At 70.5% G+C, this 16,258-nt stretch carries 12 protein-coding genes, 1 tRNA gene and 1 pseudogene; 5 read left to right on the forward strand and 9 right to left on the reverse strand.

Going from position 1 to position 16,258, the window contains the following annotated elements:
* Positions 1 to 51 precede the first annotated feature (51 nt).
* Positions 52 to 708 (reverse strand): response regulator, encoded by a 657-nt coding sequence (locus tag G3I78_RS21205; protein ID WP_164426869.1) that lies wholly within the window; start codon positions 706 to 708, stop codon positions 52 to 54.
* A gap of 101 nt (positions 709 to 809) precedes the next feature.
* On the opposite strand from G3I78_RS21205, the gene G3I78_RS21210 reads away from it, so the two are divergent.
* Positions 810 to 884 (forward strand) — tRNA-Leu (locus tag G3I78_RS21210).
* A gap of 82 nt (positions 885 to 966) precedes the next feature.
* Positions 967 to 1,266, forward strand: a pseudogene (locus G3I78_RS52070) (transcriptional regulator); the annotation flags it as partial.
* 64 nt (positions 1,267 to 1,330) lie between these two features.
* Here G3I78_RS52070 and pyk read toward each other — a convergent pair.
* Positions 1,331 to 2,767 (reverse strand): pyruvate kinase, encoded by a 1,437-nt coding sequence (gene pyk, locus G3I78_RS21215; RefSeq protein ID WP_164426871.1) that lies wholly within the window; start codon positions 2,765 to 2,767, stop codon positions 1,331 to 1,333.
* A 145-nt stretch (positions 2,768 to 2,912) separates the two neighbouring features.
* Positions 2,913 to 3,611: an SIMPL domain-containing protein gene (locus tag G3I78_RS21220; RefSeq protein WP_164426873.1), complete on the reverse strand. Its 699-nt coding sequence runs from the start codon at positions 3,609 to 3,611 to the stop codon at positions 2,913 to 2,915.
* A gap of 151 nt (positions 3,612 to 3,762) precedes the next feature.
* On the opposite strand from G3I78_RS21220, the gene G3I78_RS21225 reads away from it, so the two are divergent.
* On the forward strand, positions 3,763 to 5,559 hold the full coding sequence (locus G3I78_RS21225) for a 5'-nucleotidase C-terminal domain-containing protein (protein WP_164426875.1): 1,797 nt from the start codon (positions 3,763 to 3,765) through the stop codon (positions 5,557 to 5,559).
* 355 nt (positions 5,560 to 5,914) lie between these two features.
* Here G3I78_RS21225 and G3I78_RS21230 read toward each other — a convergent pair whose 3' ends face one another.
* From G3I78_RS21230 to G3I78_RS21255, 6 genes are all read right to left on the reverse strand, one after another.
* On the reverse strand, positions 5,915 to 7,342 hold the full coding sequence (locus G3I78_RS21230; RefSeq protein ID WP_164426882.1) for a SidA/IucD/PvdA family monooxygenase: 1,428 nt from the start codon (positions 7,340 to 7,342) through the stop codon (positions 5,915 to 5,917).
* On the reverse strand, positions 7,339 to 8,733 hold the full coding sequence (locus G3I78_RS21235) for an aminotransferase class V-fold PLP-dependent enzyme (protein ID WP_164426884.1): 1,395 nt from the start codon (positions 8,731 to 8,733) through the stop codon (positions 7,339 to 7,341). The genes G3I78_RS21230 and G3I78_RS21235 overlap by 4 nt, the downstream gene beginning before the upstream one ends.
* Before the next feature lie 116 nt (positions 8,734 to 8,849).
* Positions 8,850 to 11,369, reverse strand: a complete 2,520-nt coding sequence (gene pepN / locus G3I78_RS21240; RefSeq protein WP_164426886.1) for an aminopeptidase N — start codon at positions 11,367 to 11,369, stop codon at positions 8,850 to 8,852.
* Between the two features lie 56 nt (positions 11,370 to 11,425).
* Entirely contained in the window at positions 11,426 to 11,965 is a 540-nt protein-coding gene (locus G3I78_RS21245; protein ID WP_164426888.1) for a response regulator, read from the reverse strand.
* A 138-nt stretch (positions 11,966 to 12,103) separates the two neighbouring features.
* Complete coding sequence (locus G3I78_RS21250) at positions 12,104 to 12,454, reverse strand: chorismate mutase (RefSeq protein WP_164426890.1); 351 nt, start codon at positions 12,452 to 12,454, stop codon at positions 12,104 to 12,106.
* A 70-nt stretch (positions 12,455 to 12,524) separates the two neighbouring features.
* A complete protein-coding gene (locus tag G3I78_RS21255; RefSeq protein WP_164426892.1) occupies positions 12,525 to 13,397 on the reverse strand; it encodes an AraC family transcriptional regulator in 873 nt (290 codons plus the stop codon).
* 85 nt (positions 13,398 to 13,482) lie between these two features.
* On the opposite strand from G3I78_RS21255, the gene G3I78_RS21260 reads away from it, so the two are divergent.
* On the forward strand, positions 13,483 to 15,279 hold the full coding sequence (locus G3I78_RS21260) for a beta-galactosidase family protein (RefSeq protein WP_164426894.1): 1,797 nt from the start codon (positions 13,483 to 13,485) through the stop codon (positions 15,277 to 15,279).
* A 37-nt stretch (positions 15,280 to 15,316) separates the two neighbouring features.
* Positions 15,317 to 16,189: a hypothetical protein gene (locus G3I78_RS21265; protein ID WP_164426896.1), complete on the forward strand. Its 873-nt coding sequence runs from the start codon at positions 15,317 to 15,319 to the stop codon at positions 16,187 to 16,189.
* Positions 16,190 to 16,258: the final 69 nt, after the last annotated feature.

A 16,258-nucleotide genomic window follows, 5' to 3' on the forward strand; every position in this document is an offset into this window, starting at 1 on the left:
AGGCCCGCGCCCCCTTCCGGGAGCGCGGGCCTCGTCTTTGTCCGCCGGGGGTCAGCCCTTGCCGGCCTTCTTCTCGTCGGCGTCCTGGATGACGGCCTCGGCGACCTGCTGCATCGACATACGGCGGTCCATCGAGGTCTTCTGGATCCAGCGGAAGGCGGCGGGCTCGGTCAGCCCGTACGAGGTCTGAAGGATCGACTTCGCCCGGTCGACGAGCTTGCGGGTCTCAAGCCGCTGCGTGAGGTCGGCGACCTCGTTCTCCAGCTCCTTCAGCTCGGTGAACCGGGAGACGGCCATCTCGATCGCCGGCACGACGTCGCTCTTGCTGAACGGCTTCACGAGATAGGCCATCGCACCGGCGTCACGGGCCCGCTCGACGAGGTCGCGCTGCGAGAAGGCGGTGAGCATGAGAACGGGGGCGATCCGCTCCTCCGCGATCTTCTCGGCGGCTGAGATCCCATCGAGCTTGGGCATCTTCACATCGAGGATGACGAGGTCCGGCTTGTGCTCACGGGCCAGCTCGACGGCCTGCTCACCGTCCCCGGCCTCGCCTACGACGCTGTAGCCCTCTTCCTCCAGCATCTCTTTGAGGTCGAGCCGAATCAACGCCTCGTCCTCGGCAATGACGACACGGGTCGTCAGCGGAGGCACGTGCGACTTGTCGTCGTCGGGCGCGTCTACGGGCTGGGGCGACTCGGGGGCGGTCACGGGGGCTCCTCGTTCAGGGGCAGGGGTACTGCTGACAAGAGCGTACCTAGCTGCGGTAAGGTGGGTGCGCGCAGGGTCACAAGGAACCTTTGATTCTGCGGGCCCCGGTAGCCCAATTGGCAGCAGGCAACGGATTCAAAACCCGTACAGTGTCGGTTCGAGTCCGACCCGGGGCACTTTTCCTTCAATTCGAAGGTCACCATCAGAAGCGGATGTCCACGTTCCCGTGAACATCCGCCTTTTGCTGCGTGTCCTTACGGTCACTCGCGTGCTGCAATCCGATCCTGGCAGCAACGCCTGGACCCGTTACCGCGCATGGCGTCCCCGGACCCTGGACCGCCTGCCGACAACCAGGCCTACGCCTACCTGCTGGGCCTCTACCTGGGCGATGGCTGCATCAGCGCACACCCGCGCGGAGTCGGCTACTACCTTCGCATCGCGTGCGCCGACGTCTGGCCGGGCCTGATCCAGGAGTGCCGAGAAGCCATCATCAAGGTGCGCCCGGGTATCGGCGTCCACGCCCTCCAGGGTGTGGGCTACAAGATGGTGACCAGCTACTTCCCTGACAGCGGGCCATCGTCGACGCTCACCCCTGGGAGTTCGTCAGCACTGACCCCGGCCCCTACTTGGGACTGTCGTCCTCCCCGACGTGATGCACGCGGACCATGTTCGTCGACCCGGACACCCCGGGCGGCGAGCCGGCCGTGATGACCACCACGTCGCCCTTCTCGCAGCGGCCGTGTCGCAGGAGCAGTTCGTCCACCTGGTCGACCATCGCGTCGGTGGATTCGACGGGCGGGCCGATGAACGCCTCGACGCCCCAGGTCAGGTTCAGCTGGGACCGGGTCGAGGGTTCCGGGGTGAAGGCCAGGAGGGGGATCGGGGAGCGGTAGCGGGAGAGGCGGCGGGCCGTGTCGCCGGACTGGGTGAAGGCGACCAGGAGTTTCGCGCCGAGGAAGTCGCCCATCTCCGCGGCCGCTCGGGCCACCGCGCCGCCCTGTGTCCGCGGCTTGTTGCGTTCCGTCAGCGGCGGGAGGCCCTTGGCCAGGATGTCCTCCTCGGCCGCCTCCACGATCTTCGCCATCGTGCGGACCGTTTCGACGGCATACTTTCCTACGCTCGTCTCGCCCGACAGCATCACCGCGTCCGTGCCGTCGATGACCGCGTTGGCGACGTCCGACGCCTCCGCGCGGGTGGGGCGGGAGTTCTCGATCATCGAGTCCAGCATCTGGGTGGCGACGATCACCGGCTTGGCGTTGCGCTTCGCCAGCTTGACCGCCCGCTTCTGGACGATCGGCACCTGCTCCAGCGGCATCTCCACGCCGAGGTCACCGCGGGCGACCATGATGCCGTCGAAGGCGGCGACGATGTCCTCGATCGCGTCGACCGCCTGCGGCTTCTCGACCTTGGCGATGACGGGGAGCCGGTGTCCGGCCGAGTCCATGATCCGGTGGACGTCCTCGATGTCCCGGCCGGACCGCACGAAGGACAGGGCGATCACGTCGAAGCCCATGCGCAGGGCCCAGCGGAGGTCGTCCTCGTCCTTCTCCGAGAGCGCCGGGACGGACACGGCCACGCCGGGGAGGTTCAGGCCCTTGTGGTCCGAGACCATGCCGCCCTCGATCACGGTGGTGTGGACGCGGGGGCCCGCCACGGACGTGACCTCAAGGCAGACCTTGCCGTCGTCGACGAGGATGCGTTCGCCGACGGAGACGTCCGCCGCGAGACCGCGGTACGTCGTTCCGCAGGACCGCTGGTCGCCCTCCGCGCCCTCTTCCACGGTGATGGTGAAGGTGTCGCCGCGTTCAAGGAGTACGGGTCCCTCGCCGAAGTGGCCGAGGCGGATCTTCGGGCCTTGAAGGTCGGCGAGGAGGCCGACGCTGCGGCCGGACTCTTCGGAGGCCTTGCGGACGCGGTGGTAGCGCTCCTCGTGCTCGGCGTAGCTGCCGTGGCTGAGGTTGAAGCGGGCCACGTCCATTCCGGCGTCGACCAGGGCTTTGATCTGGTCGTACGAGTCGGTGGCGGGGCCCAGGGTGCAGACGATTTTCGCTCGGCGCATGTTTCGACCCTAGACCTTACCGATGGGTAGGGAATTGGGTGGGTATGACGACTCAACAACCTTTGAGTGAAGGGCTGTTGACAAGGGTTGAAGTGTGCACACCCCCGCTCCGATGAGCGTTTCGGGTGCGGACTCCGGCGGTCGTTCAGAGCGTCGGCGGTGCCATCGTGAAGCGTGCGTTGACCTGGGCGTGGACGTGCTGGCGCTGGGGTTCGAGGTCGAGGGGGGCGGCCCCGGTGTCGGCCGCTTGGGCCTCGTAGGCCATGGAGCGTGCGCGGCTGGCTTTGCCGACGAAGCGTGGTTCCGGGTCCTCGGCGCCGATGTCGGCGAGTTCGACGAGGGCCGCCAGCGAGGTGCCCAGCGCCTCGGCGTACTCCTTCGCGCGCTGGACCGCTTCCCGTACCGCCTGCTGCCGGGCTTCCCGGTAGGCCGGTGAGTCGCGGCGCAGGGCCCACCAGGGACCGTCGACCCTCGTCAGCTCCTGGTCGGCCAGCCTGGTCGTCAGTTCCCCCAGTGCCGTGAAGTCGGTCAGCTCCGCGGTGATGTGGACGTGGCCGTGGTAGGCGTGGACGCGTTCGCCGCGGCCGTGTTCCTTGAGTTCCGGGGTGACGGAGAAGGAGCCGGTCTCCAGGCGCTCGACGGCGTCGCCGTAGGACTTGAGCAGGTCGAGGACGGTGGCGTTGCGGCGGGTGAGGTCGTCGAGGGCGGTGCGGCGGTCCTTGCCGCGGGAGGCGACGGTGATGCCGAGGCGGGCGATCTCGGGGTCGACTTCGAGGTGGACTTCGCCGCGGACGGCGATACGGGGCGCGTCGGGGGTGCCGTAGGGAACGGAGTCGGTGGCCATAAGGACCCACTGTGTCAGTTCTTGGCCGGTTACGGACCTGTCGGGGAGCAGGTCGGGTCACCAGATCGAAACCTGCGGGGCCTGTTGCCGTTGGGCATGACCGGGTCAGAATCTACGCGCGTTGTTGACCGTTCCCCGAGGAGATCAAGACATGCCCTTGAACCGCAGGAAGTTCCTGGAGAAGTCCGCCGTGACCGGAGCGGGGGTCGCGCTCGCCGGTGCCGTGGGGGCTCCTGCCGCGCAGGCCGCCGAGAGGAAGAAGCCCGTGAAGCGGTACTCCCTGACGGTGATGGGCACCACCGACCTGCACGGTCACGTCTTCAACTGGGACTACTTCAAGGACGCGGAGTACAAGGACACCGCGGGCAACGCGCAGGGGCTGTCGCGGATCTCGACGCTGGTGAACCAGGTCCGCAAGGCGAAGGGCCGCTGCAACACGCTGCTGCTGGACGCGGGCGACACGATCCAGGGGACGCCGCTGACGTACTACTACGCCAAGGTCGACCCGATCACCGCGAAGGGCGGTCCGGTGCACCCGATGGCGGCGGCGATGAACGCGATCGGCTACGACGCGGTGGCGCTCGGCAACCACGAGTTCAACTACGGCATCGAGACGCTGCGGAAGTTCGAGGAGCAGTGCGACTTCCCGCTGCTCGGCGCGAACGCGCTGGACGCGAAGACGCTGAAGCCCGCCTTCCCGCCGTACTTCATCAAGAAGTTCCACGTGAAGGGCGCGCCGCCGGTGAAGGTCGCGGTGCTGGGCCTGACCAACCCGGGTATCGCGATCTGGGACAAGGCTTATGTACAGGGGAAGTTGACGTTCCCGGGCCTTGAGGAGCAGGCCGCGAAGTGGGTGCCGAAGCTGCGGTCGATGGGCGCGGACGTGGTGGTCGTGTCGGCGCACTCGGGGTCGTCCGGCACGTCCTCCTACGGTGACCAGCTGCCGTACGTCGAGAACTCCGCCGCGCTGGTGGCGCAGCAGGTGCCGGGGATCGACGCGATCCTGGTCGGGCACGCGCACGTGGAGATCCCGGAGCTGAAGGTCACCAACACGAAGACCGGGAAGACGGTCGTGCTGTCGGAGCCGTTGGCGTACGCGGAGCGGCTGTCGCTGTTCGACATCGAGCTGACCTTCGAGAAGGGCCGCTGGTCGGTCGAGTCGGTGTCGTCGAAGGTGCTCAACTCGAACTCGGTCGCCGACGACCCGAAGATCACCAAGCTGCTGAAGGCCGACCACGACGTCGTCGTGAAGTACGTGAACCAGGTCGTCGGCACGGCCACGGACACGCTGACGACGGTCGACGCGCGCTACAAGGACGCCCCGATCATCGACCTGATCACGAAGGTCCAGGAGGACGTGGTCAAGGCGGCCCTGGCGGCCACGGAGTACGCCTCGCTGCCGGTCATCGCGCAGGCGTCACCGTTCTCGCGGACCTCGGAGATCCCGGCCGGCGACGTGACGATCCGGGACCTCTCCAGCCTGTACGTGTACGACAACACGCTGGTCGCGAAGCTGATGACGGGTGCGCAGATCAAGGCGTACCTGGAGTACTCGGCGGAGTACTTCGTGCAGACGGCGGCCGGTGCCGCGGTCGACGTGGAGAAGCTGACGAACGCGGGCAACCGGCCGGACTACAACTACGACTACGTGTCGGGGCTGTCGTACGACATCGACATCGCGCAGGCGGCCGGTTCCCGGATCAAGAACCTGGCCTACGACGGTGCCGCGCTGGACGACGCGCAGAAGTTCGTGTTCGCGGTGAACAACTACCGGGCGAACGGCGGCGGCGCGTTCCCGCACGTGGCCTCCGCCACCGAGCTGTGGTCGGAGTCGACGGAGATCCGGACGCGGATCGCGGAGTGGGTGACCGCGAAGGGCGTGCTGGACCCGAAGGACTTCGCGTCGGTGGACTGGAAGCTCACGCGCGACGGAACGCCGGTGTTCTGAAGGGCTCTTGGAGGTCCAGCAGTGTGACGTCCACGGCGCCGGCGATGGCTTTCGCGCCGGTGTCGCCCGAGCGGGGTCTGGTGCGTGCGGCTGCAAGGCGGGGGAGCCATGCCGATCGGCCGCTGCCTCGGCGGGCGACGCGATGGGGGCCCCTCCCGCGCGAGGTTGTTCGAGCGTGGGGGAGTCGGCGCGTGACGACAACGCCGCTGGGGGCCCCGCGCCTTCAAGGCCGTGCCAGGGCCCGCGACGCCGACATGATCCGCCGGACAGGCCCTGGGTGGGCGGCGGTCCAGGTGGTCGTCATGCCGGAGCCGGCGGGATCGACGCCCAGGTTCCTCCGCCGCCGCCGGTTTTCTTACCGTCCCTCGACCAGCGGGGTCAGTGCGGGGGCCGTGCGGGCGGAGGGGATCACGGGCCGCTGTTCGAGGCCGAAGGAGGTGAAGGCGGTGCGGGCGGGCAGCGGGTAGTTCTCCTTGCCGGTGACGGTGTTGAGGATGGTCGCGCTGCGCCAGGCGGCGAGGCCGAGGTCGGGGGTGCCGACGCCGTGGGTGTGGCGTTCGGCGTTCTGGACGTAGACATGGCAGTCGGCGCCGGTGACGGACGGGTCGAGGACGAGTCTGAACTGCTCGTCCACGCGCGGGCGTTCGCGGCTGTCGCGGCGCAGGTAGGGGTCGAGTCCGGCGAGGATGCGGTCGAGGGGGCGTTCGCGGTAGCCGGTGGCGAGGACGACGGCGTCGGTGGTGAGGCGGGAGCGGGTGCTCTGCTGGACGTGTTCCAGATGGAGTTCGATCTTCGTGGTCGCGATCCGGCCGGCGGTGCGGACGCGGACGCCGGGGGTGAGGACGGCGTCGGGCCAACCGCCGTGCAGGGTACGGCGGTAGAGCTCGTCGTGGATGTCGGCGATGGTGGCGGCGCCGATGCCCCGGTGGAGCTGCCACTGGGTGGTGCCGAGGCGGTCGCGGACGCTCTCGGACAGGGCGTGGAAGTAGCGGGTGTAGTCGGGGGTGAAGTGTTCGAGGCCGAGCTTGGAGTACTCCATCGGCGCGAACGCCTCGGTACGGCCGAGCCAGTGCAGGTTCTCGCGGCCCGCGGGGCGGGCGCGGAGCAGGTCGAGGAAGATCTCGGCGCCGGACTGTCCCGAGCCGACGACGGTGACGTGTTCGGCGGCGAGCAGGGTCTTGCGGTGGTCGAGGTAGTCGGCGGCGTGGATGACGGGCACGCCGGGTGCCTCGACGAGGGGCTTCAGCGGTTCCGGCACATAGGGCTCGGTGCCGATGCCGAGGACGATGTTCTTGGTGTACGTACGGCCCAGCGCCTCGGCCTCGCCGTCGGTGTCGAGCTGGGTGAAGTCGACCTCGAAGACGTCGCGTTCGGGGTTGAAGCGGACGGCGTCGACCTGGTGGCGGAAGTGCAGTCCGGGAAGGCCCTCGGCGACCCAGCGGCAGTAGGCGTCGTACTCGGCGCGCTGGATGTGGAAGCGCTCGGCGAAGTAGAACGGGAAGAGCCGCTCGCGGGCCTTGAGGTAGTTGAGGAAGGACCAGTCGCTGGCGGGGTCGGCGAGGGTCACCAGGTCGGCGAGGAACGGGACTTGGATGGTGGCGCCGTCGATGAGCAGCCCGGGGTGCCAGTCGAAGGTGGGGCGCTGTTCGTAGAAGACGGCGTCGAGTGCGGTGAGGGGCTGGGCGAGGGCGGCGAGGGAGAGGTTGAAGGGGCCGATGCCGATGCCGACGAGGTCGCGGGGTGCGTCGGGCTCGTGGTGTGGGGGGTGGGGGTGGGGGGTCATCGGGGGGTGGTTCCTTCCACGAGGTTCAGGAGTCCGGCGAGGTCGGCCGGCCGGGTGGTGGGGTTGAGGAGGGTGACCTTGAGCCAGAGCCGGTTCGCCGCGCGGGCTCGGCCGAGTACGGCGCGGCCGTCTTCGAGGAGTTGCCTTCGTACGGCGGCGACGGCGTCGTCCGTGGCGTCCGCGGGGCGGAACAGGACCGTGCTGATGGTGGGCGGGGCGTGGAGTTCGAAGCCGGGGTGTTCGTGGACCAGGTGGGCGAACTCCCTTGCCTGCTCGCAGACTTGGTCCACGAGGGCGCCGAGTCCCTTGCGGCCCAGGGTCTTCAGCGTGACGGCGAGCTTGAGGACGTCGGGGCGGCGGGTGGTGCGCAGGGAGCGGCCGAGGAGGTCGGGGAGGCCCGCGTCGGTGTCGTCGTCGGCGTTGAGGTAGTCGGCACGGTGGTGGAGGGCGGTGAGGTCGGTTCCGTCGCGGACGGCGAGGAGTCCTGCGGCGACGGGTTGCCAGCCGAGTTTGTGCAGGTCGAGGGTTACGGTGGCGGCGGCTTCGATGCCGGTGAGCTTCGCTCGGTGCCGGGAGCCGAGGAGGAGGCCGCCGCCGTAGGCCGCGTCGATGTGCAGCCGGGTCTTTCGGGCAGCGCAGAGGCGGGCGATCTCGGGGAGGGGGTCGATGAGGCCGGCGTCCGTGGTGCCCGCGGTGGCGGCGATGACCGACGGTCCGTGCAGGGCCTTGTCGAGGGCCGCGGGGTCGAGGGTGCCGTTGGGGGTGGGGACGATGATCGGTGCCGGCATGCCCAGGAGCCAGGCGGATCTCGGGAGGGAGTGGTGGGCGTTCTCGCCGCAGACCAGGCGGACGCCGGGGCCCTGTGTCTCTCTGGCCAGGAGGAGGGCGAGTTGGTTGGATTCCGTGCCACCGGTCGTGATCAAGGCGTCGGGCCGGTGGGGGCCGGTCGCGCAGTTCCCCGCGCCCCCGAATGGCTCGCCGTACACCTCTTCCGCAAGGTGCCGGGTCACCAGTGACTCAAGCTCCGAGGCCGCCGGCGCCTGATCCCATGAATCCAGGGACGGGTTGAGAACCGAGGCGGCCAGGTCTGCCGCTGCGGCCACTGCAAGAGGCGGGCAGTGCAGGTGGGCCGCGCAGAAAGGGTCCGCCGGGTCGGCCGCGCCTTCCGCCAAGGCGCGCACCAGGTGCCGTAGGGCCTCCGGATCGCCCTCCTCCGGAAACACCTCCCTCACCGCGGCCCGCATCCGTGCGGAAACCGTCCCGGGGCCCCCGGCCGGAAGCGGCCCGCCCCTCAGGCGCGCCCCCTCCCCCAGCGCCTCCAGCACCGTGTCGAGCAACGGGCGCAGCGAGGAGGGGCCTTCGGGGCCCGAGGCCAGGGGCGGCGTGTGCATCGTCGACCTCCGGGGGCGCTGGGGACTTCCAGCTTGGACGCGGTTTCCTCGGCGCGCCCGGAGAGTTCAACGATCCTGACCCGAAAGGGGGTACTCCCGTACGGGGAAAACCCGCTCTACGCCTGCCTCACCCGCAACGCCCGTCCCAGGTCGTCCAGTTGGTCGGCCAGTTTGCGGCGCAGGGCGGGGATGGGGTCGGCGTCGCGGAGGCAGGCCTCGCCGAGTGCCAGGTTCTCCTCGTCGATGGCGTGGTCGGGGAACGCCCAGCGGCCCGCGGCTTCGGCGATGGCGGGGCCCCGGCGGGCGGCGAGGGCGACGGCGTCCTGGTAGTAGCGGGGCACGTACTGCCGTACGAGATCGGCCTGTTCGGGCTGCCAGAAGCCCTGGGCGGTGGCGGTGAACAGGTAGTTGGAGAGGTCGTCGCGGGTGAACATGGCTTCCCAGGCCCGCGCCTTGGCCTCCTCGGTGGGCAGGGCGGCGCGGCAGCGGGCGGCGCCTTCCTGACCGCTGGCCGAGGGGTCGCGCTCCAGTTCGGCGGCGATGGCGGCCTCGTCGGTGGCGCCGAGGACGGCCAGCCGGGCGAGGACGCGCCAGCGCAGTTCGGGGTCGAGTTCGGGGCCGCCGGGGACGGTGCCGTCGGCGAGCCAGGCGGCGATGGTGTCGGGCTGGGAGGCGACGGAGATGCAGTGGCGTACGGCGATCAGGCGCAGGCCGGGGTTGTCGCCGTCCTCGGTGCGGCGGATGAGGTCGCGGCACAGGGAGGAGAGGGTGGCGAGGGCGGCGGCGAGCTGGTCGGGGGTGACGTAGCGGTCGGCGACGTAGCCCGCGGCGAAGGCGAGGACGCCCTGGACGACGGCGAGGTCGGTCTCGTGCGGGAGGTGGGCGCGGGCCGCGTCGAGGTAGGCGGTGGGCGACAGCGGGGGTTCGGGGGTCGCCCCCCGATGGGCGCTGCCTCCGTCGCGGACGGCGTCCCTGAGGGCGTTCCAGACGACCGCGCGGGTCAGTGGGGAGGGCAGCCCGGAGAGGTTGTCGGTGACCGTCCTGAAGGACTCGGTGTCGAAGCGGACCTTGGTGTAGGTGAGGTCGCCGTCGTTGAGCAGGAGCAGGGCGGGGCGCTTGCCGACGGGGATCGGGGCGGTCTGGGGGACGTCGACGTCGAGGCGGCCGCGCAGGACCAGGTGGCGGCCCTCGTCGGAGACGTCCTGGTCGTAGAGGCCGACGGCGATGCGGTGCGGGCGGCTGCCGGTGTGCTCGACCCGGAGGGTGTAGGTGCCCTCGTCACCGCGGGTCACCTCGGGCCTGAGGGTGTCGACTCCGGTGGTGCGCAGCCAGGCGTCGGCCCAGGCGTGGACGTCGCGGTCGGTGGCGGAGGCGAGGGAGTCGATGAAGTCGGCGAGGCTGGCGTTGTCGAACCTGTGCCGGGCGAAGTGGGTGTTGATGCCGGCGAGGAAGTCCTTCTCGCCGAGCCAGGTCACCAGCTGGCGGAGCGCGGAGGCGCCCTTGGCGTAGGAGATGCCGTCGAAGTTGAGGAGGGCGGAGGCGGTGTCCTCGACGGCCTCGGGGGCGACCGGATGGGTGGAGGGCCGCTGGTCGGCGTCGTAGCCCCAGGCCTTGCGGACGACCGCGAAGTCGGTCCAGGTGTCGGTGAAGCGGGTCGCCTCGGTGAGGGTCTGGTAGCCCATGTACTCGGCGAAGGACTCGTTCAGCCAGATGTCGTCCCACCAGCGCAGGGTGACGAGGTCGCCGAACCACATGTGGGCCATCTCGTGGGCGATGACCATGGCGCGGGTCTGGCGCTCGGTGTCGGTGACGGCGGAGCGGTAGACGAAGTCGTCGCGGAAGGTGACGAGTCCGGGGTTCTCCATGGCGCCGGCGTTGAACTCGGGGACGAACGCCTGGTCGTAGGAGTCGAAGGGGTACGGCTCCTCGAACTTCTCGTGGTAGCGGTCGTAGCACTGCCTGGTGATCTCGAAGATCTCGTCGGCGTCCGGGTCCAGGTAGGGCGCGAGCGAGCGGCGGCAGTGGATGCCGAAGGGCAGGCCGCGGTGTTCGGTGCGCACGGAGTGCCAGGGTCCTGCGGCGACGGCGACGAGGTAGGTGGAGATCAGGGGGGTGGTGGCGGCCTGCCACTGGCCGTCGCCGAGGTCCGTGGTGATGCCGTTGGCGAGGACGGTCCAGCCCTCGGGGGCCTTGACCGAGAGGTCGAAGACGGCCTTGAGGTCGGGCTGGTCGAAGGCGGCGAAGACGCGCTGGACGTCTTCCATGAACAGCTGGGTGTAGAGGTAGGTCTCGCCGTCGGTGGGGTCGGTGAAGCGGTGCATGCCCTCGCCGGTGCGGGAGTACCGCATGACGGCGTCGATGCGCAGTTCGTGCTCGCCGGCGGTCAGGCCCTTGAGGGGGAGCCGGTTCTCCTCAAGCGTCTCCGGGTCGAGGGGGCGGCCGTCGAGGGTGGCCTCCCGCAGTTCGGCCGGCTTGAGCTCGACGAAGGTGTCCGCGTCCGTGCGCGCGGTGAACCGGACGACGGTGCGGGACGCGAAGGTCTCGTCGCCGGTGGTGAGGTCGAGCGCGATGGTGTAGCGGTGAACGTCGAGGAGCTTGGCACGGGTCTGCGCTTCGTCGCGCGTCAGTACGGACATGCAGGACATGCTGCCTGATGGCAGGGGCAACTCACAGAGGCGGATCGGTACACGCCTTATGTCCGGTCCTGTTCGAGCTCCTCGGTGTGCGCTCCTTGTCCGCGCTGCACCGGGACCCGGGCGTCCGGGTGGGGCCGGGCGGGGCGCTGAGCGGGTTCTCCGGGCTTGACGAGGGCCCGTAACTCCCGCACCTCCTGTTCGAGGGCGAGGTGGCGGCGGTGGGCGTCGAAGAGGTAGCGGACCTTGGTGCGCAGGGCCCAGGGGTCGATGGGCTTCATCACGAGGTCGGCGACGCCGAGTCCGAAGGCGGCGGAGGTCAGTTCGTGGTCCGGGCCGAAGCCGGTGAGCAGGACGACGGGGATGTGCTGGGTCTGCTCCAGGCGCCGCATGTAGCGGACCACGTCGAGGCCGCTGACGCCGGGCATCCGCACGTCGAGGAGCAGGAGGCCGACCTGGCCCCGCAGCACCTGCTTGAGGGCCTCGTCACCGCTGGTGGCGCGGCCGAGCCGGTAGCCCAGCGGGGACAGGGCGCTCTCCAGGGCGTAGAGCGTGTCCTCGTGGTCGTCGACGATGAGGATCTTGGCATCCGAAGGCATGGCCCGACGTCCCTCCCTCGCGGACAACCAGCCTACGACCGTGCGCTGACACGGAGTACTCGTCGGCTGACAAGGAGTGCACAGCGCAGCATGCCGTGCGCGGGCCGCCGTGTCACCTCCCCCGGGGAGCCGCCGAGGTCAATCGGCCAGTGGGGCGGCGCCGTTCACGGTGTCCTCGGCGATGCGCTCGTGGTGCCTGATCACCTCGGCGATGATGAAGTTCAGGAACTTCTCAGCGAACGCCGGGTCGAGTCTGGCGTTCTCGGCGAGAGTCCGCAGCCGCTCGATCTGGCGGGCCTCGCGGGCCGCGCCGGCGGGCGGCAGCTGGTGGCGGGCCTTGAGGTGGCCGACCTGCTGGGTGGCCTTGAAGCGCTCGGCGAGCATGTGGACGACGGCCGCGTCGATGTTGTCGATGCTGTCCCGCAGCCGGGCGAGCTCCTCACGAACGGCGGGGTCGACGTCACCGGTTCCGGTGTTGCTGGTGGTCATGGTCGACAACCCTACGGGGCCGGAGGCAAGAGGAAGATCGGTGGATGGTCCCGGCCGGGGGCGCGGGGGGTCAGATCCTCGGCGGGTCGTCCGGGTCGGGCACCTGGTTGCTCCAGCCTCCGGGCACGGTCCGGCTCTCCTGGGCGCGGAAGCGGACCGGGGCCATGCCGACGCGGCGGGTGAAGAGGCGGGAGAAGTAGGCGGGGTCGTCGTAGCCGACGCGGCGGGCGACGGAGGCGACGGGGAGTTCGGTGGCGGCGAGGAGTTCCTTGGCGCGGCCCAGGCGGATGCCGAGGAGGTAGTCCTTGGGGCTGCATCCGGCGCCGCGGCGGACGGCGGTGCGCAGTTCGGCGAGGGTCATGCCGTGCCGGGTGGCGTGGTCGGCGACGGACATCGGTTTGAAGGCGTCGCGGGCGAGGGCCTTGAGGACGGGGTCGCCGTCGGGCGCGAGGTCGGCGCGGGCCCGGCGCAGGGCGACCAGGAGTTCGTGGACCGCGGCGCCGGTCTCGACCTCCAGGAGCGGGTTGTCGCGGCGGGCGGCCCGGGCGATACGGGCGATCACCGCGCGAGGCCCGGTGGCGTCGGAGAGCGGCACGACGGGGCGGTCCGGCTCGATGTAGCCGAGTTCGGTGTACGTGGCGGTCGCGGGCCCGGTGAAGCCGACGAACCCCTCGTCCCAGCCGGCCCCGGCATCGGGCGCGTAGTGGTGCGGGACGCCCGGGGTGAGCCACAGCAGCGCGGGCGCGGTGACCGTCGTACGCCGGCCGTCGGGGCTCTCGTACCACCCGGTGCCGGTGCTGATGACGACGGCGACATGGCTGTCGAGCGTGCGGGGGCCGACGGTGGGCAGGGCGCCGTACTGGAGTCCGACCCCGAGGCAGACCAGGCCGAGGCGCTGGTGGACGGGGCTGGGTGTGAGGAACCGCATCCAGGTGTGGTACATCGCGGCTCCTCGGGTGCGCTTAGGTCCAAGCAGCGCCGATCTTTGTCCATGGACCTGACCGCCGCCAGTCGTGAGGGTGGAGCCTATGAGCGAGTTCACGGTGGGTGAAACCGATTTCCTGCTGGACGGACGGCCGGTGCGGCTGCTGTCCGGTGCCCTGCACTACTTCCGGGTGCACGAGGACCAGTGGCGGCACCGGCTGGCGATGCTGCGGGCGATGGGCCTCAACTGCGTGGAGACGTACGTGCCGTGGAACCTCCACGAGCCGCACCCGGGCGAGTTCCGGGACGTGGAGGCGCTCGGCCGGTTCCTGGACGCGGCCCGGGACGCGGGGCTGTGGGCGATCGTCCGTCCGGGCCCGTACATCTGCGCGGAGTGGGAGAACGGCGGCCTGCCGCACTGGCTGGAAGGGCACGCCCGGACCGGCGACGAGGTGTACCTGGGGCAGGTGGAGCGCTGGTTCCGGCGGCTGCTGCCCCAGGTGGTGGCCCGGCAGATCGACCGGGGCGGCCCGGTGCTGATGGTCCAGGCGGAGAACGAGTACGGCAGCTACGGTTCGGACGCCGGGTATCTGCTGCGGCTGGCCGAGCTGCTGCGCGCGGCGGGCGTCACGGTCCCGCTGTTCACCTCGGACGGCCCCGAGGACCACATGCTCACCGGCGGTTCGATCCCCGGTGTCCTCGCCACGGTGAACTTCGGCTCGGACGCCCGTACTGCCTTCGAGACCCTGCGCCGGTACCGCCGGGACGGCCCGCTGATGTGCATGGAGTTCTGGTGCGGCTGGTTCGACCACTGGGGCGGCGAGCACGTCGTACGGGACGCCGGGGACGCGGCCGGGGCGCTGCGGGAGATCCTGGAGTGCGGCGCCTCCGTGAACCTGTACATGGCGCACGGCGGCACGAACTTCGCGGGCTGGTCGGGTGCCAACGCGGGCGGGGGCGCGCTGCACGACGGCCCGCTGGAGCCGGACGTGACGTCGTACGACTACGACGCGCCGATCGACGAGTACGGCAGGCCGACGGAGAAGTTCTGGCGCTTCCGCGAGGTGCTGGCCGAGTACGGCCCGGTGGCCGAACTGCCGCCCCCGCCCGGGGTGTTGGGCGCCGACACCGACGTGCCCCTGACCGGGTGGGCGTCCCTGACCGCCGTACTGGAGGAGCGCGGCGGGCCGCCCGCCGAGGGTCCCGTCCCGCCGACCTTCGAGGAGCTGGACGTCGACCGGGGGCTGGTGCGGTACGAGGTGACCGTGCCGGGGCCCCGGCAGCCGTATCCGCTCATCGCCCGCGGCCTCAGGGACCTCGCGGTGGTGTACGTCGACGGGGAGCGGGCCGGGGTGCTCACGGAGGGTGAGGTGCAGCTCAAGGAGCTCGTGGCGGGGCCCGCGCGCGTGGAGCTGTGGGTGGAGTCGCTGGGGCGGGTCAACTACGGGCCCCGGAGCGGGGAGGCCAAGGGGATCACCGGGGGGCTGCTGCACGAGCGGCAGTTCCTGCACGGGGTGCGGGCGCGGGGGCTGCGGCTGGACGCGCTGGACTCGGTGGACTCGGTGGCGGGCATCGGCTTCGGGGAGGTCCCGGCGGACGGCTCGCCGGGGCTGTACCGGGGTGAGGTGAGCGTGCGGGGCGCCGGGGACGCGGTCCTCGATCTGCCGGGCTGGACCAGGGGGTTCGTCTGGGTCAACGGCTTCAACCTCGGCCGGTACTGGTCCATGGGCCCGCAGCGGACGCTGTACGTGCCCGGCCCGGTGCTGCGGGAGGGCGCCAACGACGTGTGGGTGCTCGAACTGGAGGAGGCACCGGCCGCCGGACCCGGGCTCCGACTCCGCGCCCCGGCCCCGGCTCCGGCTCCGGCTCCGGCCCGGGAGAATCCGCTCACGACCTCGTAGAGTGGAAGCGGGTTCTGGGCGTCCTGGGGGTACCGGCGTGGCGAACGACGGACCGGTCGAGCACGGCTACCCGCACCTGGAGCAGGTGCGGGCCTCGATCACCGCGCTCTGGAAACGGCTCTCCTACGACACCGTCCAGACGTTCGCGACGAGCGTGGCCCCGGTCGACGTGGCGTTCTGCGACACCGACGACCTCTATCTCGGCGCCCAGCGGGTGGCCCGGGAGCTGGTGCGGCACTACCGGCTGCCGGACGCCCGGCTCGTGGTGAGCTTCCGCGAGATGACCCACGCGGCGAACGTCGAACTCACCGCAGGCCCCGAGTACTTCGTCGAACTGAACGACCGCTTCCGTACGCATCGGCGGGACATCGGGGCCGCGCTGGCCCATGAGGTCATGCATGTGTATCTGCACCGGCTGGGGCTGTCGTTCCCGGGGGTGCGGGAGAACGAGATCCTCACGGACACGGCCACGACGTATCTCGGTGCCGGGTGGCTGCTGCTCGACGCGTACCGGGAGGACTCGGCGTCGTCTCAGAAGCTGGGGTATCTGACGCCGGAGGAGTTCGGGTACGTGCTGGCCAAGCGGGCGTTGGTGTTCGGGGAGGATCCGTCCGTGTGGTTCACCAGTCCGCAGGCTTACACGGCGTATGTGAAGGGGATGGCGCGGGCTCGGGAGGACGAGCAGCAGCCTCCGCTGACGGCGGCGGGGTGGGCGGGGCGGAGGCGCTACGCGCGGGATCGGCGGCAGCGTATGGCGGGGACGCGGTATTCGTTCGCGTCGGATGGGGGTGGGGCGTTGCGGGTCTCGTTTCCCTGTCCTACGTGTCAGCAGCGGATTCGGGTGCCGGTGCGGGGGCGGGTGCGGGCTCGGTGCGCGCTGTGTCGGACGGTTCTGGAGTGTGACACCTAGGGTTGTCTGCCGGGTGCTGGTTCGTCGTGGCTTGTCGCGCCCGCGCGGCGGAGCCGCAAATCGATACAG

Origin of the sequence: Streptomyces sp. SID13726 (assembly GCF_010548375.1) — a bacterium.
Classification (GTDB): domain Bacteria; phylum Actinomycetota; class Actinomycetes; order Streptomycetales; family Streptomycetaceae; genus Streptomyces.